The organism is Salmonella sp. 3C, assembly GCF_025426275.1.
In the GTDB taxonomy this organism is placed as follows: Bacteria; Pseudomonadota; Gammaproteobacteria; order Enterobacterales; family Enterobacteriaceae; genus Salmonella; species Salmonella enterica.
Genome location: NZ_CP104858.1, coordinates 644,564 through 665,818, shown reverse-complemented (window position 1 = coordinate 665,818; position 21,255 = coordinate 644,564). Strand labels below are relative to the sequence as shown.

The 21,255-nt window shown below is 53.4% G+C and carries 23 protein-coding genes and 1 pseudogene; 5 read left to right on the top strand and 19 right to left on the bottom strand.

The window, feature by feature from the left end; all coding sequences use genetic code 11:
- Positions 1–228 precede the first annotated feature (228 nt).
- The 5 genes from nrdF to N7E69_RS03060 all read right to left on the bottom strand — a co-directional run bounded on the left by nrdF (position 229) and on the right by N7E69_RS03060 (position 4,671).
- Positions 229–1,188 carry a class 1b ribonucleoside-diphosphate reductase subunit beta gene (nrdF, locus tag N7E69_RS03080; RefSeq protein WP_000777909.1) on the bottom strand — a complete coding sequence of 320 codons (960 nt, stop codon included), beginning with the start codon at positions 1,186–1,188 and terminating at the stop codon, positions 229–231.
- A gap of 10 nt (positions 1,189–1,198) precedes the next feature.
- Positions 1,199–3,316, bottom strand: a complete 2,118-nt coding sequence (gene nrdE, locus N7E69_RS03075) for a class 1b ribonucleoside-diphosphate reductase subunit alpha (RefSeq protein WP_001752465.1) — start codon at positions 3,314–3,316, stop codon at positions 1,199–1,201.
- A complete protein-coding gene (nrdI, locus tag N7E69_RS03070; protein ID WP_108610918.1) occupies positions 3,316–3,726 on the bottom strand; it encodes a class Ib ribonucleoside-diphosphate reductase assembly flavoprotein NrdI in 411 nt (136 codons plus the stop codon). Before nrdI ends, nrdE begins: the two co-directional genes overlap by 1 nt.
- Positions 3,723–3,968, bottom strand: a complete 246-nt coding sequence (gene nrdH, locus N7E69_RS03065) for a glutaredoxin-like protein NrdH (RefSeq protein WP_000028874.1) — start codon at positions 3,966–3,968, stop codon at positions 3,723–3,725. The genes nrdI and nrdH overlap by 4 nt, the downstream gene beginning before the upstream one ends.
- A 271-nt stretch (positions 3,969–4,239) precedes the next feature.
- Positions 4,240–4,671: a carboxymuconolactone decarboxylase family protein gene (locus tag N7E69_RS03060; protein WP_000209807.1), complete on the bottom strand. Its 432-nt coding sequence runs from the start codon at positions 4,669–4,671 to the stop codon at positions 4,240–4,242.
- Positions 4,672–4,759: 88 nt separating this feature from the next.
- Here N7E69_RS03060 and N7E69_RS03055 point away from each other — a divergent pair, with 88 nt between their 5' ends.
- Positions 4,760–6,094 carry a PLP-dependent aminotransferase family protein gene (locus N7E69_RS03055; RefSeq protein WP_001138479.1) on the top strand — a complete coding sequence of 445 codons (1,335 nt, stop codon included), beginning with the start codon at positions 4,760–4,762 and terminating at the stop codon, positions 6,092–6,094.
- Between the two features lie 83 nt (positions 6,095–6,177).
- Here the strand turns inward: N7E69_RS03055 and N7E69_RS03050 are convergent, their stop codons facing one another.
- The gene (locus tag N7E69_RS03050) at positions 6,178–6,504 is read right to left on the bottom strand and encodes a DUF883 domain-containing protein (protein ID WP_001519557.1); all 327 of its coding nucleotides are present in this window, start codon (positions 6,502–6,504) and stop codon (positions 6,178–6,180) included.
- A 161-nt stretch (positions 6,505–6,665) separates the two neighbouring features.
- On the opposite strand from N7E69_RS03050, the gene N7E69_RS03045 reads away from it, so the two are divergent.
- Positions 6,666–7,016 (top strand): DUF2002 family protein, encoded by a 351-nt coding sequence (locus tag N7E69_RS03045; protein ID WP_000281305.1) that lies wholly within the window; start codon positions 6,666–6,668, stop codon positions 7,014–7,016.
- A gap of 34 nt (positions 7,017–7,050) precedes the next feature.
- On the opposite strand, the gene alaE is transcribed toward N7E69_RS03045, so the two are convergent.
- Positions 7,051–7,500 (bottom strand): L-alanine exporter AlaE, encoded by a 450-nt coding sequence (gene alaE / locus N7E69_RS03040; RefSeq protein WP_000492669.1) that lies wholly within the window; start codon positions 7,498–7,500, stop codon positions 7,051–7,053.
- A gap of 697 nt (positions 7,501–8,197) precedes the next feature.
- Between alaE and stpA the strand changes: the two genes are divergently transcribed.
- Positions 8,198–8,599 carry a DNA-binding protein StpA gene (gene stpA, locus N7E69_RS03035; RefSeq protein WP_001051100.1) on the top strand — a complete coding sequence of 134 codons (402 nt, stop codon included), beginning with the start codon at positions 8,198–8,200 and terminating at the stop codon, positions 8,597–8,599.
- Between the two features lie 89 nt (positions 8,600–8,688).
- On the opposite strand, the gene N7E69_RS03030 is transcribed toward stpA, so the two are convergent.
- The 3 genes from N7E69_RS03030 to N7E69_RS03020 all read right to left on the bottom strand — a co-directional run bounded on the left by N7E69_RS03030 (position 8,689) and on the right by N7E69_RS03020 (position 9,783).
- A complete protein-coding gene (locus N7E69_RS03030) occupies positions 8,689–8,868 on the bottom strand; it encodes a hypothetical protein (protein ID WP_000494942.1) in 180 nt (59 codons plus the stop codon).
- 78 nt (positions 8,869–8,946) lie between these two features.
- Entirely contained in the window at positions 8,947–9,474 is a 528-nt protein-coding gene (locus tag N7E69_RS03025) for a rhodanese family protein (RefSeq protein ID WP_000022011.1), read from the bottom strand.
- A gap of 9 nt (positions 9,475–9,483) precedes the next feature.
- Complete coding sequence (locus N7E69_RS03020) at positions 9,484–9,783, bottom strand: ArsR/SmtB family transcription factor (protein WP_000137432.1); 300 nt, start codon at positions 9,781–9,783, stop codon at positions 9,484–9,486.
- A gap of 182 nt (positions 9,784–9,965) precedes the next feature.
- On the opposite strand from N7E69_RS03020, the gene N7E69_RS03015 reads away from it, so the two are divergent.
- Both N7E69_RS03015 and lysM read left to right on the top strand, forming a co-directional pair.
- Positions 9,966–10,124, top strand: a complete 159-nt coding sequence (locus N7E69_RS03015; RefSeq protein WP_000508175.1) for a YqaE/Pmp3 family membrane protein — start codon at positions 9,966–9,968, stop codon at positions 10,122–10,124.
- Positions 10,125–10,223: 99 nt separating this feature from the next.
- Positions 10,224–10,673: a peptidoglycan-binding protein LysM gene (gene lysM, locus N7E69_RS03010; RefSeq protein ID WP_000522406.1), complete on the top strand. Its 450-nt coding sequence runs from the start codon at positions 10,224–10,226 to the stop codon at positions 10,671–10,673.
- Positions 10,674–10,694: 21 nt separating this feature from the next.
- Here the strand turns inward: lysM and csiR are convergent, their stop codons facing one another.
- The 9 genes and pseudogenes from csiR to N7E69_RS02965 all read right to left on the bottom strand — a co-directional run bounded on the left by csiR (position 10,695) and on the right by N7E69_RS02965 (position 21,234).
- The gene (csiR, locus tag N7E69_RS03005) at positions 10,695–11,372 is read right to left on the bottom strand and encodes a DNA-binding transcriptional regulator CsiR (RefSeq protein ID WP_000126150.1); all 678 of its coding nucleotides are present in this window, start codon (positions 11,370–11,372) and stop codon (positions 10,695–10,697) included.
- A 41-nt stretch (positions 11,373–11,413) separates the two neighbouring features.
- A complete protein-coding gene (gene gabP, locus N7E69_RS03000) occupies positions 11,414–12,814 on the bottom strand; it encodes a GABA permease (RefSeq protein ID WP_000531282.1) in 1,401 nt (466 codons plus the stop codon).
- Between the two features lie 129 nt (positions 12,815–12,943).
- Positions 12,944–14,227 (bottom strand): 4-aminobutyrate--2-oxoglutarate transaminase, encoded by a 1,284-nt coding sequence (gabT, locus tag N7E69_RS02995; RefSeq protein ID WP_001675477.1) that lies wholly within the window; start codon positions 14,225–14,227, stop codon positions 12,944–12,946.
- Between the two features lie 14 nt (positions 14,228–14,241).
- A complete protein-coding gene (gabD, locus tag N7E69_RS02990) occupies positions 14,242–15,690 on the bottom strand; it encodes an NADP-dependent succinate-semialdehyde dehydrogenase (protein ID WP_001176527.1) in 1,449 nt (482 codons plus the stop codon).
- Between the two features lie 21 nt (positions 15,691–15,711).
- The gene (gene lhgO, locus N7E69_RS02985) at positions 15,712–16,980 is read right to left on the bottom strand and encodes an L-2-hydroxyglutarate oxidase (RefSeq protein WP_000271918.1); all 1,269 of its coding nucleotides are present in this window, start codon (positions 16,978–16,980) and stop codon (positions 15,712–15,714) included.
- Between the two features lie 25 nt (positions 16,981–17,005).
- Positions 17,006–17,982: pseudogene (gene glaH, locus N7E69_RS02980) on the bottom strand (glutarate dioxygenase GlaH).
- Between the two features lie 303 nt (positions 17,983–18,285).
- A complete protein-coding gene (locus N7E69_RS02975; protein WP_000382035.1) occupies positions 18,286–19,800 on the bottom strand; it encodes a tripartite tricarboxylate transporter permease in 1,515 nt (504 codons plus the stop codon).
- A 10-nt stretch (positions 19,801–19,810) separates the two neighbouring features.
- Positions 19,811–20,245: a tripartite tricarboxylate transporter TctB family protein gene (locus N7E69_RS02970; protein WP_001574835.1), complete on the bottom strand. Its 435-nt coding sequence runs from the start codon at positions 20,243–20,245 to the stop codon at positions 19,811–19,813.
- 11 nt (positions 20,246–20,256) lie between these two features.
- Positions 20,257–21,234, bottom strand: a complete 978-nt coding sequence (locus N7E69_RS02965) for a Bug family tripartite tricarboxylate transporter substrate binding protein (RefSeq protein WP_000744416.1) — start codon at positions 21,232–21,234, stop codon at positions 20,257–20,259.
- Between the last annotated feature and the right edge of the window lie 21 nt (positions 21,235–21,255).

The window sequence follows — 21,255 nt, the reverse complement described above, 5'->3', positions numbered from 1 at the left end:
GAGGTGCTATCGGCTGTGATTTCCCATGATATAAGGGCTGAACGCGAATGGGGAGGAAGAGATATTTTTTGGAACAACCAGCAAAAATCCACCTGAATTGGAGGAATCCAGGTGAATAATGTCACTCGTATTGAGTGTAGGACATGTTGTAATATTTGCGCGATTTAACCCGGTATTGCTTGAAATAAAGGCATGGAAAATGTAACGTTATTTCCCATGCCCGCAAGGTTAAAAATTCCAGTCTTCGTCTTCGGTTTCGACTGTTTTCCCCATCACATAAGATGAACCTGATCCGGAAAAGAAATCATGATTTTCGTCGGCATTCGGCGAGAGCGCGGCAAGGATTGCGGGATTCACGTCAGCCATCTCTGGCGGAAATAACGCCTCATAACCCAGGTTCATTAAGGCTTTATTGGCGTTGTAGCACAAGAAGGCTTTGACGTCGTTAACCCAGCCGGTTTCCGCATATAACGCTTCTGTGTAGCAGATTTCGTTGTCGTACAGTTCCATCAACAAATCCAGCGCGAAAAGCTTTAACTCTTCACGCTCGATTGCCGATAGTTTTTGTAGCGCTATCTGATACTTATAACCAATATAATAACCGTGAACCGCTTCATCGCGAATGATTAAACGAATCAGGTCGGCAGTGTTCGTGAGCTTACCGCGGCTGGAGAAATACATCGGCAGCCAGAAGCCGGAATAGAACAGAAAAGACTCTAAAAAGACGCTGGCAATCTTTTTCTTTAGCGGTTCATCGCTGACGTAATGAGCCAAAATAATCTGCGCCTTACGCTGAAGCGGCGGGTTTTCTTCGCTCCAGGCGTAGGCGACATCAACCTCTTTCGTCTGGCACAGCGTGGAAAAAATAGAACTGTAAGAGCGGGCGTGTACCGCTTCCATAAAGCTGATGTTCGACAGCACTGCCTCTTCATGCGGCGTGATGGCATCTGCCATTAACGACGGCGCGCCTGCGATGTTCTGGATAGTGTCGAGCAGCGTAAGTCCCGTAAACACGCGAATGGTGAGCTGCTGTTCGGCGGCGCTCAGCGTCTGCCAGGCCGGAATATCATTCGATAACGGCACTTTTTCCGGCAGCCAGAAGTTACTGGTCAGCCGGTTCCATACCTCCAGATCTTTGTCGTCCTGGATCTTGTTCCAGTTGATGGCGCTAATACGAGATAATTTCATATGGCTTTCCTTATAGCGCGCAGGATACGCAGTCTTCAATTTCAGTACCTTCCAGCGCCAACTGGCGAAGCCGGATGTAATACAGTGACTTAATACCTTTTCGCCAGGCATAGATCTGCGCTTTGTTGATATCGCGGGTCGTGGCGGTATCGGGGAAAAACAGGGTGAGCGACAGTCCTTGATCGACGTGGCGCGTGGCCTCGGCATAGGTATCAATAATTTTTTCCGGACCGATATCGTAAGCATCCTGATACATGTCCAGATTTTCATTGGTCATAAACGGCGCGGGGTAATACACACGCCCGGTTTTGCCCTCTTTGCGAATCTCAATTTTGGCCACAATCGGATGAATGCTGGAGGTCGCATGATTAATGTAAGAAATCGAACCGGTCGGCGGCACCGCCTGCAAATTTTGGTTATAGATGCCATAGCGCATCACATCGTCGCGCAGCTTTAGCCACATTTCTCGTGTGGGCAGCGTAATGCCGCTGCGGGCAAATAGCGTTCTGACTTTCGCCGTTTTCGGTTGCCAGTCGTCCTGTAAATACTGCGTAAAATAGTCGCCGCTGGCATAGCGCGACTGCGCAAATCCGGCGAAGGTTTTGCCGCGTTCGCGGGCCAGCCGCATTGAAGTATGCACGGCATGCCAGGTAATGGTGTAAAAATAGAGATTGGTGAAATCCAACGCCTCCGGCGAACCGTAGGCAATGCCTTCTCTCGCCAGATAGCCATGCAGATTCATCTGGCCCAGACCGATGGCATGAGAGGCGGCATTACCGGCGGCTATTGAGGGTACGCTGCGTATATGGCTCATGTCCGACACCGCCGTCAGGCCGCGAATAGCGGTTTCTACGGTACGACCAATGTCCGGTGAATCCATGACGTGAGCGATATTCAGCGAGCCGAGATTGCAGGAAATGTCATGCCCGATGTGGGTATAGTCAAGGTTATCGTCGTAACGGGAGGCGCTATTGACCTGTAAAATTTCCGAGCACAGGTTGCTCATATTAATGCGCCCAGCAATGGGATTCGCGCGGTTTACCGTATCTTCAAACATGATGTAGGGATACCCGGATTCGAACTGAATCTCCGCCAGTGTTTGAAAAAAGTCACGGGCGTTAATATAGGTTTTACGCACGTGCGGATCGGCAATTAATTCATCGTACCGTTCGCTAATGGCGATATCGCCAAACGGTTTGCCGTAGCGTCGTTGTACGTCATAGGGCGAAAAGAGCGCCATTTGCGCGTTTTCTTTCGCCAGCCGGAAGGTGATGTCCGGGATCACCACGCCGAGAGAGAGCGTTTTGATCCGGATTTTTTCGTCAGCGTTTTCCCGTTTGGTATCCAGAAAACGCAGAATATCCGGGTGGTGCGCATGGAGATAAACCGCGCCGGCCCCCTGGCGCGCGCCAAGCTGGTTGGCATACGAAAACGCGTCTTCCAGCATTTTCATCACCGGGATCACGCCGGAAGACTGATTCTCAATGCGTTTGATCGGCGCGCCCGCCTCGCGCAGATTGGAGAGTAAAAACGCGACGCCGCCGCCGCGTTTGGAGAGTTGCAGCGCCGAATTCACCGCCCGCCCGATCGACTCCATGTTGTCTTCGATACGGAGCAGGAAGCAGGAGACCAGTTCCCCACGCTGCTGTTTACCGCAATTTAAAAAAGTCGGGGTGGCGGGCTGAAAGCGACCAGAAAGCATTTCATCGGTCAGTTGGGTGGCCAGCGTTTCGTCACCCTGCGCCAGCGTCAACGCCACCATTGTCACCCGATCTTCAAAGTGTTCCAGATAACGTTTGCCGTCGAAGGTTTTCAGCGTGTAACTGGTATAGAACTTCCAGGCGCCAAGAAACGTCTGGAAGCGAAAGCCGCTGGCGTGGGCGTGCTCGAACAGGCGGAGGACGAAGGCGCGGTCGTAACGCGCGAGGACAGCGTCATCGTAATACCCTTCCCGAACCAGCGTCTCCAGACGTTCATGCTGGCTGGCAAACGTCACGGAATGCGGGCGGACGTGGGTGGCAAAGAAGGCGTCGATCGCCTGCTGGTCCTTGTCGAACTGAATATGGCCTGCTTTATCGTAAAGATTCAGCATCGCGTTCAGGGCGTGGTAATCCATGGTTTCCTGCATTACGCGCTCCGGGATAGTTGTTGCCAAAATTCATTTACTCCTTTTCGGACGTTATCGATGTCGCGTTGTGTGCCCATGAGCTCAAAGCGGTACAGCCAGGGTACGCCGCATTTTTGTGCTATCACATCGCCAGCGCATCCCCAGGCATCGCCGAAATTGCGATTACCGGAGGCAATGACGCCGCGAATGCGCGACCGGTTGTGTTCATCATTTAAAAAGCGGATCACCTGTCGCGGCACCGCACCGGCCATCCCGCCGCCGCCGTATGACGGCACAACCAGAATGTACGGTTCGTCTACCCGAATTCGCTCCCGCTCATTGAGCGGAATACGCGTGGCAGGCAGCCCCAGACGCTGCATAAAGCGGTGCGTATTTTCAGAGCTGCTGGAGAAGTAGACGAGCGCGCTCATGCGTTTGCCGCGTGGGGTGTCGGGTGCAGACGGTTAATCATGTCCGGGCGGAAGCCAGACCAGCTCACATCGCCTGCCATCACCACCGGTAATTGACGAAATCCTTGCGCCCGGAGCGTATCCGCTGCATCCGGCACCAGATCGACGTTCACCATCTCAAATTCAAATCCACGGCTTTCCATCGCCCGCTTTGTGGCGTGGCACTGAACACAGTTATTGCGAGTGTAAATAGTAATGCTCATGATTCGTATTTCCATTTAAAATGAGAAAACGGCGCGATGAAACGCGTCGGATCGTCGGGTGTTGATACAGGAAATACTAGATGTAGTTGAATTAAGATTCAACCATACAAGATATGGGAATTTTCGATTGATTTTAACGTCGCTGATGAACGCAGCGGGGTAGGGGCGGCATGGCTAATTTTTGCCGGATGGCGGCGTGAACGCCCGCTCCGGCCTGCAGGTTGACGCATAACAGAGTTGGCTGACATCAGCGCCATCCGGCAACAATGCGTCACATTCGCATACCGATCGCCAGACGGTTAAAGCAGTTCATTAAACCAATAGCGAAGGTCAGATCGCTGATTTCACGCGCGCTGAAATGATCGAGCAGCGGCAGGTAAACATTATCTTCAGCGTGGGTTTCAGCAATGTGCGTCACCGATTCCGCCCAGGCTAACGCCGCGCACTCTTGCTCGCTGAAATGGTGACTTACCCGCCATCCTGCCAGCGCATCTAATTTAGCTTGATTCACGCCAGCCTTACGCAGCGCTTTACTGTGCATCTCCAGGCAAAATGCACAACCATTTATTTGCGAAACACGCAGGTAAATCAGCTCCATCAGAGTGAGGTCAAGCGTGCTCTTTTCCAGCGCGTTTTTCGCCTGCACCAGAGCGCTATAAACCTCCGGGCTCAGTTCATAATAGGGTTGGCGTAACGTTGTCATCATGTTTCTCCTCGTGTTGATGACGAGCACTGTAGCACTATAATGGTCTGTAAAAGAGAGCCATATTTTTACAGAAAAAGCAGACCATATGCCGCGCTATCAGCACATTGCTCGTCAGTTAAAAACGGCCATTGAGCAAGGAGAACTCGCGCCCGGAACGCGTTTGCCTTCCAGTCGGACGTGGGCGCAGGAACTGGGCGTTTCTCGCGCCACGGTGGAAAATGCCTATGGCGAGCTGGTGGCGCAGGGCTGGCTGGAGCGACGTGGCCAGGCAGGCACGTTTGTGAGCAACGCTCTACGGTTTGAGACGGCGCCGCCGATACCCGCTGTTTTTGCCGGAGAAAGTCCGGAACCGAAACCCTTTCAGATGGGGTTACCGGCGCTGGATCTCTTTCCACGCGAGAAGTGGGCGCGAGTGATGGGACGTCGGTTGCGCACGCAGACGCGCTTCGATCTGGCATTAGGCGACGTCTGCGGCGAGGTGATTTTGCGCCAGGCGATAGTCGATTACCTGCGGGTTTCGCGTAGCATTGAATGCCTGCCGGAACAGGTATTTATTACCTCCGGATATGCGGATTCTATGCGGCTAATCCTGCGTACATTGTCTGTGCCGGGAGACAGCATGTGGGTGGAAGATCCCGGTTTTCCGTTAATTCGCCCGGTGATAACGCAGGAGGGGATTACGCTGGCGCCGATTCCGGTCGATGCGGATGGGCTGAATGTCGCGGCGGGGATGCGGGATTGCCCGCAGGGGCGCTTTGCATTGGTGACGCCCGCCCACCAAAGTCCGTTGGGGGTAGCGCTGTCGTTAACTCGCCGACGGCAACTTCTGGCATGGGCGGCGAATGTGCAGGCCTGGATTATTGAAGATGACTACGACAGCGAATTTCGTTATCACGGTAAACCGCTTCCGCCGCTCAAGAGTCTGGATGCCCCGCAGCGAGTGATTTACGCCGGAACGTTCAGTAAGTCGCTCTTTCCGGCATTACGTACCGCCTGGCTGGTGGTGCCGATAAAGCAGATTGAGCATTTCCGCCAGCAGGCGTCGCTGATGCCCTGTAGCGTACCGTTGTTATGGCAGCACACGCTGGCTGATTTTATCCGTGATGGCCATTTCTGGCGGCATCTGAAAAAGATGCGCCAACATTATGCTCAGCGACGGTTATGGATTGAAGAGGCGCTGGCAGAACAGGGATTTGTCGTGACATTACAGAAAGGCGGTATTCAATTGGTTATTGAAGTTGAAGGTGATGATAAAGCGCAGGTAGCAAAAGCGAATCAGGCCGGACTGGCGGTACAGGCGCTAAGCCGTTGGCGAGTGGTTTCGTCAGGAAAGGGGGGCATTCTACTGTCGTTTACCAATATTACTTCCGCTGGCATGGCGAAACAGGTCGCATGGCAGCTTCGACAGGTGATACGGTAACCGTTTCGCCGAATGGCGCGACCTGGGCCTGCGGCAATGATGCAGGCCCCATAAAGTATGTCGCCATCCGGCTGCGCACGTCGTTAGCGACGCAGGCTAAGCAGCGCCCCGATAAAAATCCCTACCGCTGCGGCGGTTCCTACGCTACACCAGGGTTTTTCACGCACAAACGTATCCGCGCATCCCATCGCATCACAGGCGGCTTGTTTTACGCGAGTACGACCCTGCATCCGCGCCCGGGTCTCTTTCAGCAACGCCTGTGCTTTGCGTCGCGCAGCCTCAGCTTCGTCTTTCGCATCGCTTCCCCAGGATTTAAGGACATCTTCCAGACTGTCGGCTAATCGATTGACATCATTCTGAATATCCTGAACACCATCATCGACGTCGTTTCGGTTCGGTTTGTTAAGCATATGATCCTCCATTGATTTCGATGTAGCTTTCAGTGTAGTTCATATTTTTACCTGCTGAGGCTTGTTACGGCGATATCATGCGTTTCTGGACTTTTCTGAAAGCGTTGATAACGCGCTATCGGGTAAGGTAAGCCCGCAGTACAAGAGAATGAGGATAAAATATGTATTTACGACCTGACGAGGTGGCGCGTGTACTGGAAAAGGCAGGGTTTACCGTCGATGTGGTGACGAATAAGACGTATGGTTATCGACGCGGCGAGAATTATGTTTATGTTAACCGCGAGGCGCGTATGGGGCGTACCGCGCTGATCATTCACCCCAGATTAAAAGACCGTAGCTCATCACTGGCTGACCCGGCTTCGGATATTAAAACCTGCGATCATTACCAAAACTTTCCGCTCTATTTAGGCGGCGAGACCCACGAACATTACGGTATTCCCCACGGCTTTAGTTCCCGAATAGCGTTAGAACGTTATCTGAACGGGCTTTTTGGCGACGAAAAAACCGACTAAAAGCGCGACTGGCAATGCCAGTCGCGACGTTAACTTACGCCTTAGCCTGATGATAGCTGCTCACTTTAAACAGGCGGCGACAATAATCCAGGAAGTAGCCATAAACCGCGCCCATTAACATTGAAACAACAATGTTTGAACTCACGGCGGCCACTATCTGATGCCAGCCGGCGCCGACGGTCAGCAAGATGATAATATAAACGGGTGACTGAAAGGTGACATAAGCCAATACATCCGCCAGGTTTTTGGCCCATCCCGCCGGGCTTGCCTTACGCGCGACGCGCATAATCAGATCGCGGTAAACGCCGTATGGCCATGCAATCAAAATGTTGACAGGTATCGCTACCAGCCTGGAAGAAAGCGACTGCTCAAAGCTCATTCCGGAGAGGAATATCTCGATCAACATGTTCACAACAGAACAGTAAACAACCATCGCAAACGTGTCTGCTACGGCATGACGCAAGCGTGACTGTGGAGAGAACATGTTAATGCTCCTTGTAGCGTATCAATCAGAATGAGGTGATGGTTGGTAGTGAAATCATAAAGCACTTTTGTCTTTGAATAGAGTATATCCCTATATAATAACTATAAACTAGTGTAATATTTTTATTTATAGGCTTTTTGTCGATAAAATACTCTGTGATCGTGTGTTTTTTGCTCGCGGCGAGATTTTCGTTGTTGTTAGTCATTAATTACTTTTAAATCAATGCATTATAATGCATTGTTTTTCTGGCGATTTTCAGCCACATTCCAAATGTTGTCAGATGCGATTTATTCTCGGCTAACGGCACGCGCTCTACTTTTCTCAGCATAATTATAGCTATTGCAGGCTGATTTTTAGCATAAAGCTCTGATGATAATTTTTGAATGGTTAATCTATTATTGTGCTGAAATATTCACTTCTGTATAAGATCAGCCACCGTGAGGGCCACCGCGGTTACTGAGATACGCAATACGCTATAAACAGCCGAACGGGAAACCTACAGATATACCGTAGGCAGAATAACCTGAAACACGCAGGGGGTAATGAATATAACCTTCTGGTTAACAGATTAATATAATTAATCGAGTTATGCTGTGTATATCTGTATGAACTTTAGGATCTGGAAATATAATCAACAATCGCATACAATACCGCCTGTAATAGTTTTTGTTTTCTGCGTTAAAAGGTTTTTATTGATATGAATTTGATGTTACAGAACTTAAATAATATCCGCACGCTGCGCGCTATGGCTCGCGAATTCTCCATTGACGTTCTTGAAGAAATGCTCGAAAAATTCAGGGTTGTCACTAAAGAAAGACGCGAAGAAGAAGAATTGCAGCAACGCCAGCTTGCCGAGAAGCAGGAGAAAATTAATGCCTTTCTGGAGCTGATGAAAGCAGACGGTATTAACCCGGAAGAGTTATTTGCCATGGATTCAGCAATGCCGCGTTCTGCTAAAAAGCGCCAGCCGCGTCCGGCAAAATATCGTTTTACTGATTTCAATGGCGAAGAAAAAACCTGGACCGGACAAGGTCGTACGCCTAAACCGATTGCCCAGGCGCTGGCGGCGGGGAAATCTCTGGATGATTTCTTAATCTAATCACGGATAGCTTTTAACAGATGGCGCTTCGTTTCCTGTCTCTATTAATCGGGACTCCGGGAACGTTGCGCCATGCTCATTCTGATAAATCAGCACACGCCAAAATCGCCCTCTTCGCAATAGGGGGTGACATCTGCCGCTTTGAGGATCAATTTTTCGCCCGGCTCATTACCGACCTGTACCGCGACAATATGATCCTCGTTGACTTCAATCACTTTCAGTTTCGGCCCACCCATTCGGGGCTGTACGATATCGCCTGGGGTGAACATCACGCTCTCCTGTTGAACAATGGTATAAACCCGCCTTCAGTCTACTACACACCTACCGACGCGCGGTGAAGGTACCGCTTAATGAGTACGGGTATTCCAGGGCATTTTTTCCAGTAGTCGCGCCATTCCGCAGAAGCCGGTCATGCCTGCCAGCATTAACCCGGCCCCGACAAAACCGCTAATGAGGAAAAAGCCGCCGTGGACCGTATAGCCCAGAATCACCCCAAGCAACGTCAACCCGCCGGCGGCGATTTGCACCTGACGCATCAGTGGCAACGGTTGCGATTTGTCTTCTGTGACGGGCAATCCTGCCGCTTTCCATCCGTCGATACCGCCTTCCAGTAGACTGACCTGAGCTGGGGCGGCAATGGCCTGTAGTTTTGCTGCATTGCTGCTGGTTCGTTTACCTGACTGACAGTGAAAAATAATCTGTTCCGCTCGCAGGTTGGCGGGCAAATCGCCCTGTTCAAGCCGGGAAAGCGGCGCCAGTTGCGCATGTGGAATATGCTCGCGCAGATATTCGTCGGCGTCGCGTACATCAATCAGTTTCGCGCCTTGCGCTATCAGCGCTTGCGCCTCACGGGGGGAAACTATCCCAATGGACATCGTGCCTCCTTATGGACAATAGAGATTCTTTAACGTGGCGATAATCGTATTAACCGCCTCATTTTTAATGAAATAGTGAATGCGCTGGGCATCGCGTTGACTATCAATCAGCCCTTCTTCCCGCATCCGCGCCAGATGTTGCGACGTCGCGGAGGGGCTTAGCCCGGTAATGCGCGCCAGTTCGCCTGCGCTGGTTTTTGGCGAACCGCAAAGCATACATAAAATCAGTAATCTTTTTGGGTGGCTCATCGCTTTGAGCAGGGCCGCCGCCTGTTCTGCGCTGGCCTGAAGTTGTTCAAGCTCTGTCATAGTTATTTAAGCATTATCTAAATTTAGTTAATTCTAAAATAAACATCAACCTAATGCCAGCGTAAAGAGCGTAAAGGAGGGTAAAAGCGCGGCGCGCGACTGGCAGGCTCAGGTAAACTGACTATGCTTAGAGATAAAATCTCTTTTTAAACAATGACTAATTTTGCTTGTATGGAGTGTATATGGGTTTCTGGAGAATTGTATTTACGATTATTTTGCCTCCGCTCGGCGTACTTTTAGGAAAAGGGTTCGGTTGGGCATTTATCCTTAATATCCTGCTGACATTACTCGGATATATTCCGGGGCTTATCCACGCATTTTGGGTTCAGATGCGTCATTAATTACCGGCCACCGGCGGCGCATAAGCGCCGCTTATCAGGATAACCTCATTCCCTCTGCTACACTTTTCTTTGTGTGTATTTTTGACAAGCGAGGTGAATATGGGACTTTTCAATTTTGTAAAAGATGCAGGTGAAAAACTCTGGGACGCGGTAACCGCTAATCATGATAAGGACGATCAGGCGAAAAAAGTCCAGGAACATTTAAATAAAACGGGAATACCCGACGCTGATAAAGTGAATGTGCAAATTGCGGATGGAAAAGCGACAGTGACGGGGGATGGGCTGAGTCAGGAGGCAAAAGAAAAAATTCTGGTTGCCGTGGGGAATATCGCCGGGATTAGCAGCGTTGACGATCAGGTTAAAACCACGACGCCAGCGGCTGAAAGTCAGTTTTATACCGTAAAATCAGGCGACACCCTGAGCGCTATTTCAAAGCAAGTGTATGGTAACGCCAATCTGTATAATAAAATCTTCGAGGCAAATAAACCGATGCTGAAAAGCCCGGAAAAAATATATCCGGGACAAGTGTTGCGTATTCCTGAAGAATAATGGCTATCAGGTCGCGCCAGGCTACATTTTCCCTGCCATCGCCTGGCGAATAATGGAAATCGGCGTCAGCAAATGCTGACGCATTAATTCGCTGGCGCGTGCCGCCTCGCGCGCCAGTATCGCATCGGTTAGCGTGTGATGCTGGATATGTTTATCTTCCAGCATCTCGACGGACAGAACGGTTTCACGTAACCAAATAAAGCGGTAGCGGGCCGCCAGGTCAAATAAGCGTTCGCGCATCTGTAGCAGATAGTGGGAGCCGCACCCGGCGACAATGGCGGAATGGAACGCCTGGTGGCGCTGATCCCATTCATCGAGCATATGTTCACTGGCATCGCTGGCTTCCAGTTTACTGAGCATATGCGCTCGCGCCAGGATCTCCGCCTCCCACGCATCATCGCCGCGTTCAATCGCCAGGCGTACCAGCATCGCTTCCATATTGGCGCGCGCGTCAAAAATATCGAGGAGTTCCGCCTCTGACATGGATGCCACGCGATAGCCTTTTTGATTCACCACGGTGACCAGCCGTTCCGCCACCAGTTGCGACAGCGCCTCACGCAGCGGCCCTACGCCGAGCGCATAGCGGGCGGTTAATAAACTCATCCGCAGTTTCTCATCCGGCTGATAAGTGCCGCGAATAATGTCATTTTTAAGCCAGCGATAGCCATCTATGGCCGTCGGTTGGGAAAGGGCGGTCATCTTTTACTCCTGAGAAGCTTCCCGGCTGACGCCGGGAATAACTAACGTAGGTTTTGCAGGGGGGCTTTTTGCCACCTTATCAGTTTTTTCCAGCGAGACATAATGGGGACAGTACCTATTATGCCCAGCCCTAACAGCCCCGTTGAAATGACTTCTAGTTGCTGTGCCGGTCGAAATAGCATCACCACCAGAACAAAGCAGATAAAGCCGATAACCAGCCAGGTGAGCCACGGATAAAGCCACATTTTCAACTTAATTTCTCCGCCCTGCGCCAGCAGAATTTTACGCATCCGCAATTGCGAAATCGCAATCACCAGATAGACCAGCAGCGCGATGGCGCCGGAACTGTCGATAAGAAATTTAAACACTTTTGCCGGGGCGTAATAATTGACGATAACGGTTAAAAAGGCCGCGCCGGTAGAGAGGAGAACCGCCACCCAGGGCGTTTTGCTACGGTTAGTTTTTCCCATTATCGCAGGCGCATCGCCGCGGCGGCTAAGGGAATAGAGCATCCGGGAGGCGGTATATAATGCGGAGTTCAGACAACTGGTCACCGACAATAAAATCACGCAGTCCATAATGAATTTTGCGTGCGGAATATGAAGCAGCTCCAGTACCGAACGGTACGAACCTACGCTTTTCAGACCCGGCATATTCCACGGGATCAGCGCCACCACCACAAAAATGGAACACAGGTAAAAGATGGAAATTCGCCAGATAACAGAATTGGTGGCGCGTACGATATGTTTATCCGGCGTATCGGATTCCGCGGCAGCAATAGTAACGATTTCCGCGCCCATAAAAGAGAACATGGTGATCAACATGGCGCTTAACACCGCGCCGAAGCCGTTAGGCATAAAACCGCCGTGATCCCAGAGCCGGGAGATACCGCTTACCTCGGCATACGGATAAAAACCGCTAATCGCCGTCGCGCCCAGCGCGATAAACGCCAGAATGGCAATTACTTTACATAGCGCCAGCCAGAATTCGAACTCGCCGTAATTTTTGACGCTCAATAAATTGCTTCCGGTTAAGGCAAGCGTAATCACTAATGAAAATAGCCATACCGGAATACCCGGTATCCATGAATTCAGAATAATGGCGGCAATATTGGCCTCCAGCGGAATAACCAGCACCCAAAACCACCAGTATAACCAGCCGATGGTATACCCGGCCCAGGGGCCGATCGCTTTATCCGCATAGGTGGAAAAAGATCCGGTATCCGGCGTGGCGACGGCCATTTCAGCCAGCATTCGCATAATCATGACGACTAAAAGTCCTGCGAACAGATAGGCCAGCAGTACCGCAGGGCCGGCCTCCGCAATCGCCACGCTGGAACCGACAAACAGGCTGGCGCCGATGACGCCGGCGATCGATAACATGGTGACGTGGCGTGATTTCAGCCCGCCCCCTAATGCATGTGATTCTGACAATTGCCCCATCCTAAAACCTCTTTATTGTTATTGCGCTCGTTTACCGGATGGCGCCTGGCTTATTCGGCCTACAATCGAAACGGTTTTTGTAGGCCGGATAAGACAGTTACGTCGCCACCCGATGCTGCTTATTGGACATTACGCTTGTTTCGCCTCATCAAAGCACTGGGCGATAATCTTCAGGCCTTGCTGAATCTGCGAGGCCTCAATAGTGAGTGGAACGAGGATGCGCAAGATGTTGTAGTAAGGACCGCAGGAGAGCAGAATTAACCCTTTCTCGCGGGCGCGGGCCACAATGTCGGCGGTCAGAGTCGCGTTCGGTTTGCCGGGGTCGCCATTTTCGAACAACTCAATGGCGATCATGGCGCCCAGTCCGCGCACGTCGCCAATCTCACGGTGCGTTTCCGCTATCTCCATCAGGCCATCGCGCAGCGTGTTGCCAAGCGTATTCGCCTTTTGCAGTAGATTTTCCTGCTCGAAAATGTCCAGTACCGCCAGCGCGGCGGCGCAGGCAATCGGGTTTCCGGCATAGGTGCCGCCCAGACCGCCCGGCGCGATAGCGTCCATCACGTCTGCCCGGCCGGTAACGCCTGCCAGCGGAAAGCCGCCGGCGATCGATTTCGCAAACGTGGTTATATCTGCCGCAACGCCCATCTGTTCCATGGCGAACAGCGTACCGGTCCGGCCCGCGCCGCTTTGCACTTCGTCGGCAATCAACATAATGCCGTGTTGGTCGCATAGCGCGCGCAGTCGCTGCATGAACGCGGGAGAGGCGGCGTAAAATCCGCCTTCGCCCTGTACCGGCTCAATAATAATGGCGGCGATATCTTCCGGCGCGGCATCATTTTTAAAGATGCGTTCAATGCTGGCGATGGCGTCGTCGTCGCTGATGTTGTGTAGCGGGCAAGGATAAAGCGCGCGGTAGACATGGCCTGGCATCAATCCCATACCAGCAGAGTACGGGTGTACTTTCCCGGTCAGAGAGAGCGTGTAGTGGGTACGACCGTGGTAAGCGCCGCTAAACGCGATAGCGCCGCTGCGTTTTGTCGCCGCGCGGGCGATTTTCACCGCGTTTTCAACCGCTTCTGAACCGGTCGTGACCAGCAACGTTTTTTTGGCGAAATCGCCCGGTACCTTCTGGTTCATGCGTTCGCACAACGCCAGGTACGGTTCATAGGCCAGCACCTGAAAACAGGTATGGGACAATTTCTTCAACTGCGCTTCGACCGCTGAAACAATGCCCGGATGTAAATGACCGGTGTTCAGGACGGCAATGCCGCCCGCGAAATCGAGATACTCACGGCCTTCGACATCCCACACCCGACAATTTTCCGCCCGCTCGGCGAAAATCGGGTGAATCTGCCCCACGCCGCGAGGAACAGCGTTATGACGGCGCTGCATTAAAGCGTTATTGGTATTCATTAGCGACTCTCCTGTTAAAGGCCGATGCACATATATTTGATTTCTAAATAATCTTCGATGCCGTATTTGGAACCTTCTCGGCCTAATCCGGAGGCCTTAATGCCGCCGAAAGGCGCGACTTCGTTGGAGATAATGCCGGTATTAATACCGACGATGCCGTATTCCAGCGCTTCGCCGACGCGGAAAACGCGGCTTAAATCGCGTGCATAAAAATAGGCTGCCAGGCCGAACTCGGTATCGTTAGCCTGCCTGATGACATCCGCCTCGTCGCTGAAGCGGAACAGAGGCGCGAGCGGCCCGAATGTCTCTTCTTTGGCGACTTTCGCGTTATCAGGAACATCCGCCAGAATGGTCGGTTGAAAGAAGTTGCCGCCCAATTTGTGCGCTTCACCGCCCGTAATGACGCGGGCGCCTTTTTCCAGCGCGTCGGCGATATGCTCCTGGACTTTCGCCACGGCTTTTTCATCAATCAGCGGCCCGATAGCAACGTCGGCTTGCAGACCGTCGCCGACCGCGAGCTTATTTACCGCCTGGTTGAGTTTTTCCGCAAAACGATCGTAAACGCCGTCCTGAACATACAATCTATTGGCGCAGACACAGGTCTGCCCGGCGTTGCGAAACTTCGAAGCCAGCGCGCCTTCGACGGCTTTATCCAGATCGGCATCGTCAAAGACGATAAACGGCGCATTGCCGCCCAATTCCAGCGACACTTTTTTAATGTCTTTGGCGCATTGTTCCATTAGCTGGCGGCCAATCTCCGTCGAGCCGGTAAACGACAGTTTGCGTACCAGCGGGTTGCTGGTCAGCTCGCCGCCGATATCGCCTGCCGAACCGGTAACGACGTTAAATACACCTGCGGGAATTCCGGCGCGCCGGGCCAGTTCCGCCAGCGCCAGCGCGGAAAACGGCGTCTGGCTGGCGGGTTTGAGTACCATCGTGCAGCCTGCGGCCAGCGCGGGGCCGGCTTTACGGGTGATCATTGCTGAGGGAAAGTTCCACGGGGTAATCGCGGCGGTGACGCCGATGGGCTGTTTAATCACCAGCAGCCGTTTATCGGCCTGATGACCTGGAATCGTGTCGCCATAGATACGCTTCCCCTCTTCGGCGAACCATTCAATAAACGAGGCGGCGTAGCTAATTTCGCCTTTCGCTTCCGCCAGCGGTTTACCCTGTTCCAGCGTCATCAGATGCGCCAAATCGTCCTGATGTTCCATCATCAGATTGAACCAGCGACGCAGGATATTGGCTCGCTCTTTGGCGGTGAGCGCGCGCCAGGCGGGCAGGGCGCGATTGGCGGCGTTGATGGCGTCGCGCGTCTCTTCCGCCCCCATTTTGGGCACATTGCCGAGCGGTTTCCCGTTGGCGGGGTTGCTCACGGGGATGACATCGCCGCCGCGCGCGTCGCGCCAGTCGCCATCGATAAAGGCCTGCTGGCGGAACAGGGTAGAGTCGTTAAGTTGCATAATTGCTTCCTGTCTGAAGGGTTAACGGGTAAATGCGGCGTGTAATGCGTCCACGCTGCGTGCCGCACGCAGCGTACGTCCGGGGTTGCTCTGGCTTGCGCGTAGCGCCTGAACTTTACTGACGATATGCGCGCCGATAGGTATCGCGGATGTCGCCGCCGGGGAGGGGGCGTTACAGGTGTGAATGGAACGCGGCGTCGTGACAAACAGAAAATCATCAATCAGTTTGCCGTCCGGTGAAACCGCCTGCGCCCGCACGCCTGCCGGCCAGGGCTGGAGATCGTTGACGGTCAGGCTGGGGCAATACTTTTGTACTCGCCGCAAATAGCCGCTTTTGCACAGCGAGTTTTTCATCTCGCCCAGCCCGGAAAGCAGATGGTTTTGCAGTACGCGGCGAATGCCGGCGGAGCGGAAAATCTCCAGGGTGTCGGTGAAGGAAACGTCGCGCTTACGGTAGCCTTCGCGTTTAAGCGCCAGCACCGCATTCGGCCCGACCGTGACGCTGCCATCGATCATGCGGGTAAGATGGACGCCGAGAAACGGCATTGCCGGATCGGGGATCGGGTAGATCAAATGGTTAACGATCCGGTTGTGTCGCGGGGCCAGACGAAAGTACTCGCCGCGGAAAGGGCAGATAATAAAACCGGGCTCCACGCCCAGCATTTTGACCAGCCGATCCGCCATCAGCCCTGCACAGCCGATAAGCGTAGCGGTTTCTATTTCCCGACCTTGCGAGGTGCGAATAACAATGCCAGCGGCATGTTCTGTTAGCGCGCTGACCTCGGCATGGTAGATGATCTCGCCGCCTTTGGCCTGAAAGCGGTTCGCCATGGCCGTCGCGACATCGCGATAGCTGACAATCCCGCTGGAAGGGACAAAAATCCCGCCCAGGCCAATGATATTGGGTTCGCGTTCACGCAGCTCCGCCGCGCTTAACCACTCGCGCTCTAAGCCGTTGGCCGCCGTCCGCTCCCATAGCGCGCGCATCCGCGCCATTTCCAGCTCCGAGGTGGCGACCAACATTTTGCCGCAGGTGTCGTAGCGGATGTTGTTTTGATCGCAAAAGGTTTTGGTCGCCTGATTGCCCGCCAGACAAAACCGCGCTTTGAGGCTGCCGGGCGTGTAGTACACCCCGGCATGGATCACGCCGCTGTTATGCCCGGTCTGGTGGCAGGCTGGCGCGGACTCTTTTTCCAGCAATGCGATGCGCGCATCCGGGTAGACATCAATAAGTTGCATGGCGGTCGACATGCCGATAATGCCGCCGCCGATAATCACAAAATCATACATCCGCGTAATTCCTTCGCCGTGGCGCTTATTGGTGAGTTTGATAATGGCTGGCGGCGTAGGCGAAGTAACCGCGCTGGCGCATCAGTTCGCGACGCAAGTCAGGATGCGGCGTAAAACGATCGCGTCCATGTAGCCAGAACAGATTGTTAATCAGCAGGAATTTGCCGACCGGTACCGGCACGGAGAGGATGTTTTGACTGGTTTCCAGCGCGTCTGAAAGCTCGCTGAGCCAGACGCCTTCTTCAAAGTCTTTTGGCTGGACGAACTGGTCGATATAACGCATGACCGGGCGGCCTTGTTGGTCGACATCAAACACCGGGTGCCAGACGTCATGGCTAACATTTTTGCTTGGCGGTGCCGCCCAGCGCATGACGCGACGCGCCAGCGGATGGGTAAAAAACGACTCCAGATGTTCCCAGTCATCAAGGTGCAGCAGCAGCGAATTACCGCCTTCCATATTTTGTTCGTCGATTTTCATCATCAGCACGTAGTCGGTCACCTCCTCAACATAGGTGCCGTCATTGTGCAGTTCCATTACGCGGTGGGGCTGGCGCAGATAACTGTCGGAGTTGTCGACGTTTTTGACCACGAAACGCGCGTAATACTGGCCGCTCATCGCATCGTATTGGAGCGACCAATAAGATGCGCCACCGCCGTCGCCAGTTTGACCATCTCTTCTGCCTGTGCGACATCATCGAGCCCTTCGGCGCTGATCAACAGCGCGCCTTGTGCACGATTGAGTAGCGTTTTGATCAACAGCGGTTGTAGCTGATTGCCGCACAGATCGTCGAGGATCTTGCCGATTTTGAAACGTAAGAAAGATTTGTATTCCAGCGCCTGCACCGGCCACTGTGCAACCTGATGGAGAAATTGTCTTGTGGTATCCGCCGTAAACGTTAACGCCAGCAGACGCGGCGACTGCGCCGAAGGGGCAAGGGTGAAACCAGTATGGCGTTGGGCTAAATCATCTGTGTTCGCTTTTACGGCAGTCAGTGCATTCATCAGAATCATTCCTCTCGGTAAGATGGTCAGGGAGACATGGCGATGCTCATTTCGTAGCCATAAATTAAAAATATCGACATTTTCCAGGAACGCGTATGAAATAACCGCTTTTGTTTAATTATTGCGATCAAAAACAACAAATATTTAACAATACAAAGGGTGAGGTTAACGGCGCCACGAGCCTGACAACGGCAAGAAGGGGTGTAAAATGAGAGCGTTATGGGGAAAGTGATGCTGGCGGGGTTGCCCGGCCTGACACATGAGCGCGTAGGCCGGACAAGTACAACGTATTTCAGCAGTCAATTAACCGGCGTCAACCTGCGGTTTACGGCTGTGTTTACGGAGCAGACGTAACACTGGCGGTACGACAATGACCATGATCGCCATGATCAGCAGGGCTTTGGCAACGCCGCTTTGCCACAAAATCGCCATATTGCCGTTACTGATGGAGAGTGCGCGACGCAGGTTCTGCTCCAGCATTTCCCCCAGTACGAATCCCAGGATCAGCGGCGACATGGGGAAGTGCATTTTACGTAAAATGTACCCTAACACGCCGAGCGCGACCATCAGCACCAGATCGAAGGTGGTGCTGTGTACCGCATACACCCCTACCGCCGATACGGCAGCGATGGCGGGTACCAGGAACCACAGCGGAATGGTGAGCATACGGGTGAACAGACCGATCAACGGGATATTCATGATCAGCAGCATCACGTTCGCAATCAGCAGCGCAGCGATGAGTCCCCAGACGATATCCGGCTGTTCGGTGAACATCGCCGGGCCTGGCGTGATGTTGTACAGCGTCAGCGCCCCCATCATCACTGCCGTAGTACCGGAACCGGGAACGCCCAGCGTCAGCATCGGGATGAAGGAGCCGCAGGCTGAGGCGTTGTTTGCCGCCTCCGGCGCCGCGACGCCGCGAATATCCCCTTTGCCGAAGCTATCGCTGTTGCCGCTGAGTTTTTTCTCGGTCATATAGGTAATGGCGCTGGCAATGGTCGCCCCGGCGCCGGGCAATACGCCGACAAAAAAGCCGATTACCGAAGAACGCAGGGTGGTGCCGATACACTGCGCGCCTTCTTTCAGGTTGAACAACATTCGACCCGTTTTGCGGACCATTGTTTGCCCGCTGCTGGTATGTTCCAGCATTAAAAGTATTTCTGATACCGAGAACAGGCCGATCACCACGACGATAAACTGTACGCCGTCGGAAAGATGAACGCTGTCAAAGGTAAAGCGATAAACCCCGGTGTTGGCGTCCACGCCGACGGTCGCAAGGCCAAGACCGATCAGCGCTGCCAGAAATGATTTAAGCGGGTTTTGCGCCATCATGCTGCCAAGACAGGCGATGGCAAAAACCATTAAGGCGAAATATTCCGCAGGACCAAAGGCCAGCGACCATTGCGCCAGTAAAGGGGCGAACAGAATGATGCCGCCGATAGCGATTAATGAACCGAAAAATGAGCTGACTGCGGAAATCGACAGCGCTACGCCGCCTTTCCCTTGCTGCGCCATTGGGTAACCGTCCAGCGCCGTCATGATCGCCGCCGCATCGCCGGGGACGTTGAGCAATATGGAGGAGATCCTGCCGCCATACTCACAGCCAATGTACACCGTCGCCAGCAGAATTAGCGCCGACTCCGCAGGCAGATGCAACGCAAAGGCCAGCGGCAGTAAGATTGCCACGCCGTTGATCGGTCCCAGGCCCGGCAGCAGACCGACGATCGTGCCCACGAAGCAGCCAATCAACGCGATAACCAGGTTTTCCGGCGTCATCGCCACCGCAAAGCCCTGAGAAAGATATATCCAGGTATCCATCGTTGCTCCGTTAACTCAGCCAGGCGCCGAGAGGTAAGGTGACATCAAGCAGCCGGTCAAAGGCATACCACAGCAGAATACCCAATACCGCGCCGGAGATACCCGCCGCCGGAATCGTGGCGCCGAACAGCATCCCGATAACCATGGTGAGAAGCGCGGTGGCGATGGGAAAACCCAGCCATTCGAATCCCCAGGCATACATCAGCAGGATGATGATCATGGTAATTAGCTTTTGCAGAACATGGCGGCGCGGCCAGCTCACCGTGTCGGGATGGCGCAATAACAGCGCCAGCGCGCAGAGCGCCATCAGGCCGATAATCCCCAGCGGAAAAGGGCGGGGGCCGACGGGTTCATAGCTGTATTCGCTTTGGATCTGCCAGGCGATGAATAGCCCGGCGATACAGAGCAACAGCCAGATACCCGCAAAGATACGATCGCTCATCATTGCCTCCGCGATTATTTCGCGAGTCCGAAGGCTTTCGCCTGTTCACGGTAATCAGTAACCTGTTTTTTCACGTAGTCATCGAGCTGCTGGCCGGTCATGTCGAACTCAAACAGGCCGCGCAGATCGCGCTGCTTTTTAAACTCGTCGGTTTGCTGGAGCTTCTTGAAGGTATCCACCCACCACTGGTAATCGGCATCGCTGACTTTGGGCCCGACGTAGAAGCCGCGAATAATCGGCCACACCAGGTCGTAGCCCTGTTCTTTAGCGGTAGGGACATTGGCAAGCTGGCCCGGCAGACGATTTTCTGAAAAGACGGCAAGCACGCGGATTTTGTCGCCGCCCAGATAAGGCACCATTTCACTGAGATCGCCGGAGACAACCTGAACATGGTTGCCCATTAATGCCGTCACCGGCTCGCCGCCGCCCTCAAAGGCAACGTAGCGCATCTTGTGCGGGTCGACGTTCGCCTTTTGCGCCAGCAACGCCGACTTCATCCAGTCCTGGCTGCCAATAGAGGCGCCAGCGCCAATGACCACGCTGTTGGGATCTTTTTCCATCGCCGTCATCAGATCTTTCAGCGTTTTCCACGGGGAATCCGCACGCACGGCGATCATGCCGTAATCAGTGCCCACGCTTGCCAGCCAGCGCACATCATCCACGCCGTAGCGACCAAATTTCCCCTGCGACAGGTTGAGCAGCGAACCGCCGGAAAAGGCGACCACAGTCCCGGGTTCGCCAGGGCGTTGAGCGACTATCGCGTTATAGGCCACAGCGCCGACGCCGCCGGGCATATACGTTACCCGCATGGGTTTCTCGATAGCGCCAGTCTCCAGCAAACTCACCTGAATCAGCTTACAGGTGAGGTCGAAACCGCCGCCAGGTTTGGCTGGCGCGATACATTCCGTTCGCGACGGCGCCTCCTGCGCCAGAACAGAGGTACTCATTAATAAAATGCTTGCAGTAAGGGTACGAAGTAATTGTTTTTTCATTTTTTATCCTCACGCCGGACG

Bases quoted from the DNA above. Each gene is read 5' to 3' on its own strand.
- N7E69_RS03025 (WP_000022011.1), bottom strand. From the start codon at position 9,474: ATGTCCATTGGGATAGTTTCCCCCCGTGAGGCGCAAGCGCTGATAGCG.
- N7E69_RS03015 (WP_000508175.1), top strand. From the start codon at position 9,966: ATGGGTTTCTGGAGAATTGTATTTACGATTATTTTGCCTCCGCTCGGC.
- gabD (WP_001176527.1), bottom strand. From the start codon at position 15,690: ATGCAACTTAACGACTCTACCCTGTTCCGCCAGCAGGCCTTTATCGAT.
- N7E69_RS03020 (WP_000137432.1), bottom strand. From the start codon at position 9,783: ATGACAGAGCTTGAACAACTTCAGGCCAGCGCAGAACAGGCGGCGGCC.
- nrdE (WP_001752465.1), bottom strand. From the start codon at position 3,316: ATGCAGGAAACCATGGATTACCACGCCCTGAACGCGATGCTGAATCTT.
- N7E69_RS03055 (WP_001138479.1), top strand. From the start codon at position 4,760: ATGCCGCGCTATCAGCACATTGCTCGTCAGTTAAAAACGGCCATTGAG.
- N7E69_RS02965 (WP_000744416.1), bottom strand. From the start codon at position 21,234: ATGAAAAAACAATTACTTCGTACCCTTACTGCAAGCATTTTATTAATG.
- lysM (WP_000522406.1), top strand. From the start codon at position 10,224: ATGGGACTTTTCAATTTTGTAAAAGATGCAGGTGAAAAACTCTGGGAC.
- N7E69_RS03030 (WP_000494942.1), bottom strand. From the start codon at position 8,868: ATGTTCACCCCAGGCGATATCGTACAGCCCCGAATGGGTGGGCCGAAA.
- stpA (WP_001051100.1), top strand. From the start codon at position 8,198: ATGAATTTGATGTTACAGAACTTAAATAATATCCGCACGCTGCGCGCT.
- N7E69_RS02975 (WP_000382035.1), bottom strand. From the start codon at position 19,800: ATGGATACCTGGATATATCTTTCTCAGGGCTTTGCGGTGGCGATGACG.
- N7E69_RS02970 (WP_001574835.1), bottom strand. From the start codon at position 20,245: ATGATGAGCGATCGTATCTTTGCGGGTATCTGGCTGTTGCTCTGTATC.
- lhgO (WP_000271918.1), bottom strand. From the start codon at position 16,980: ATGTATGATTTTGTGATTATCGGCGGCGGCATTATCGGCATGTCGACC.
- alaE (WP_000492669.1), bottom strand. From the start codon at position 7,500: ATGTTCTCTCCACAGTCACGCTTGCGTCATGCCGTAGCAGACACGTTT.
- N7E69_RS03060 (WP_000209807.1), bottom strand. From the start codon at position 4,671: ATGACAACGTTACGCCAACCCTATTATGAACTGAGCCCGGAGGTTTAT.
- nrdF (WP_000777909.1), bottom strand. From the start codon at position 1,188: ATGAAATTATCTCGTATTAGCGCCATCAACTGGAACAAGATCCAGGAC.
- csiR (WP_000126150.1), bottom strand. From the start codon at position 11,372: ATGACCGCCCTTTCCCAACCGACGGCCATAGATGGCTATCGCTGGCTT.
- gabT (WP_001675477.1), bottom strand. From the start codon at position 14,227: ATGAATACCAATAACGCTTTAATGCAGCGCCGTCATAACGCTGTTCCT.
- gabP (WP_000531282.1), bottom strand. From the start codon at position 12,814: ATGGGGCAATTGTCAGAATCACATGCATTAGGGGGCGGGCTGAAATCA.
- N7E69_RS03045 (WP_000281305.1), top strand. From the start codon at position 6,666: ATGTATTTACGACCTGACGAGGTGGCGCGTGTACTGGAAAAGGCAGGG.
- nrdH (WP_000028874.1), bottom strand. From the start codon at position 3,968: ATGAGCATTACTATTTACACTCGCAATAACTGTGTTCAGTGCCACGCC.
- nrdI (WP_108610918.1), bottom strand. From the start codon at position 3,726: ATGAGCGCGCTCGTCTACTTCTCCAGCAGCTCTGAAAATACGCACCGC.
- N7E69_RS03050 (WP_001519557.1), bottom strand. From the start codon at position 6,504: ATGCTTAACAAACCGAACCGAAACGACGTCGATGATGGTGTTCAGGAT.